Annotated in this window: 2 pseudogenes; both read right to left on the minus strand. The window is 61.2% G+C overall.

From position 1 onward, the window contains the following. Positions 1-88: 88 nt before the first annotated feature. Positions 89-1,168, minus strand: a pseudogene (locus BJI47_RS02030) (ISL3 family transposase); the annotation flags it as partial. A 15-nt stretch (positions 1,169-1,183) separates the two neighbouring features. Then, positions 1,184-1,419, minus strand: a pseudogene (locus tag BJI47_RS02035) (ISL3 family transposase); the annotation flags it as partial.

Here is a 1,419-nt window from a genome sequence, read left to right on the forward strand (position 1 = left end):
TGACGATGGTGGTCTTCTTGCGGTGGCGTTCGACTATCAGTTCGTAGAAGTCGCTGGTTTCTGGGCTCTTCGACTTTGACCGGGCAGCTCAGCAGGAAGTCTGAATGCTGGCCCGCGCGGTGCGGGTTGTGTGGAATCGTATCCGACGGGCCGAGTTGTCGACGTTACGAAAGCCGCCGGCGGATCGTTTCACTTGTTTGACCAGCCGGTTGTAGCCTTCCGTTCTGGCGTTGGTGATGCCGGTGGTGATGAACGCGTTGATCTCGGGCCACCACGTGTCGACCATATTCGCCAGCGTGATCAATTCCGGGATATTCGAATCGGCACACCACATGAAGAATCGGTGCAGTCGATGTGAGGTTCGATGCCGATCCCCGCCGTCACGGACGGTCGAAAGCAGGGTCCGTAGTTCCTCTTTCGCGATGTATGCCGATAGGATCTGTGCGCTTGGGTCCTGGGCATCGATCTCGTTCCACATTCGAGTGAAACCATTGTCCGACATACATTCCCGCGCTCGGAGTAGTCGCCTTCGGTTCGCGCACTCGGGGTCGATCGCCCGCCCCCTGCGGGCTCGTTGATCCCATGTCACTCGCTGGCGGACCTTGGTGACCGCGTCATTGGCTTTGGCGACAAGATGGAAGTGATCGACCACCAACACTGCGTTCGGTAGCAGATCCGGGGTTCGGACCGCAGCCGCATAGACAGCGGCGGGATCGATCGCGACGTACTCGATGCCGTCCCGGAACCGCTCAGAGCGAGCGTTCAGCCACTTCACTACTGCCGCCGTGGTTCGGCCGCTCTGCTGCCCGAGCATGCCCTGTGAGCCACTGATATCGACGAATCCGGTGTCCCACGGATCGGTGCGCACCCAGGTTCCGGTCCTCTCGCAGCGATCCCACCGGGGCTTGCCGCGTCGGGTCTCGTCGATCCCCAACACTCGAACCGGATCCGGTTCGGTCAGTACCTGCTCGGCCAGAGCGACGAACCGTCGATGCGCCGTCGGCCACGACACACCATGCGCTGCGGCGACCTCCGTAACCGATCGGGCGGCGTTGCCGATCGCATAACCCATTGCGCGCCCGAGCCGGCCGGTCAGTCTCGCCCGCGGCGGTATCTCCTCGATACTCTCCGTGAACGACCCACGCGAGCAGTAGTCTTCTCTGCATCTCCACCGGGTCTTGTTTCACTGCAATTGAATTGACTGCTCGCCGTAGGCGATATCCTTAGGCTTCGTGATCGCGTTGCCCGTGATCGACGTCGAGACCACTCCACACGACGGGCACGCCGCGGCCCGATCGTCGTCGGTGAAGAACTCCACTAACCGAACTCCATTCGAGTCCATGGACACGCGATGCACGCGTACTCCGGGCAGCCCGAACAGCACTGTCGTACCCTGATTCATACCCTTGGTCTTCCTGT

This window comes from Rhodococcus sp. 1168, assembly GCF_002091955.1.
Taxonomy (GTDB): Bacteria; Actinomycetota; Actinomycetes; order Mycobacteriales; family Mycobacteriaceae; genus Rhodococcoides.